General features: G+C 46.9%; 1 protein-coding gene. It reads left to right on the top strand.

Translation table 11 applies throughout. The annotated features are described in order from the left end of the window. On the top strand, positions 1-721 hold a 721-nt coding region (locus C7H79_RS17300), incomplete at both ends, for an IS1595 family transposase (protein WP_106708448.1).

Raw genomic sequence — 721 nt, forward strand, 5'->3', positions numbered from 1 at the left:
CGAGCTATATCGTTGGGGAAAAGTCAGTGAGTTGCAACGCTATCGTTGCCGTCAATGCAATCGCACATTTAACGCACTTACGGGCACGCCACTGGCACGATTACGTCACAAGGACAAATGGTTCGAATATGAGCAAACGATGATTCAAGGATTCAGCATCCGTAAATCAGCGGATAGCTGTGGGATAGCCAGTAATACAAGCTTTAAGTGGCGGCATCGTTTTTTACAAATGCCTGCAACCCGTCAACCCGACAAAATGAATGGTATTGTCGAAGCCGATGAAACCTATTTCCTGGAGTCTTTTAAAGGGCAGCGTCGATTGCCCAGGTCTGCACGCAAGCGTGGCGGCAAAGCCGTCAAGAAAGGTACCTCAAAAGAACAGGTGCCCGTATTAGTGGTACGTGACCGTCATGGTGAAACTGCCAACTGTATACTGCATGGCACAAGTACTCAACAAATCGAGCCAGCGCTTATCCCTCTGTTAAATAAGGATGTAATCCTGTGCACTGATGGGTTGCCTACGTATAAACAGATTGCCCGGCAAGCCAATATTGTTCACCGCCCGGTTAATATTGCTGCTGGCCAGCGCGTTATAAACAATATCTATCATATTCAGAACGTCAATGCTTATGACAGTCGACTCAAACAATGGATGAAGAAGTTTCATGGAGTAGCAACACGTTATCTTGGGAGTTACCTCGGGTGGCACAGAATGATTGAC

Origin of the sequence: Nitrosomonas supralitoralis (assembly GCF_003011925.2) — a bacterium.
In the GTDB taxonomy this organism is placed as follows: domain Bacteria; phylum Pseudomonadota; class Gammaproteobacteria; order Burkholderiales; family Nitrosomonadaceae; genus Nitrosomonas; species Nitrosomonas supralitoralis.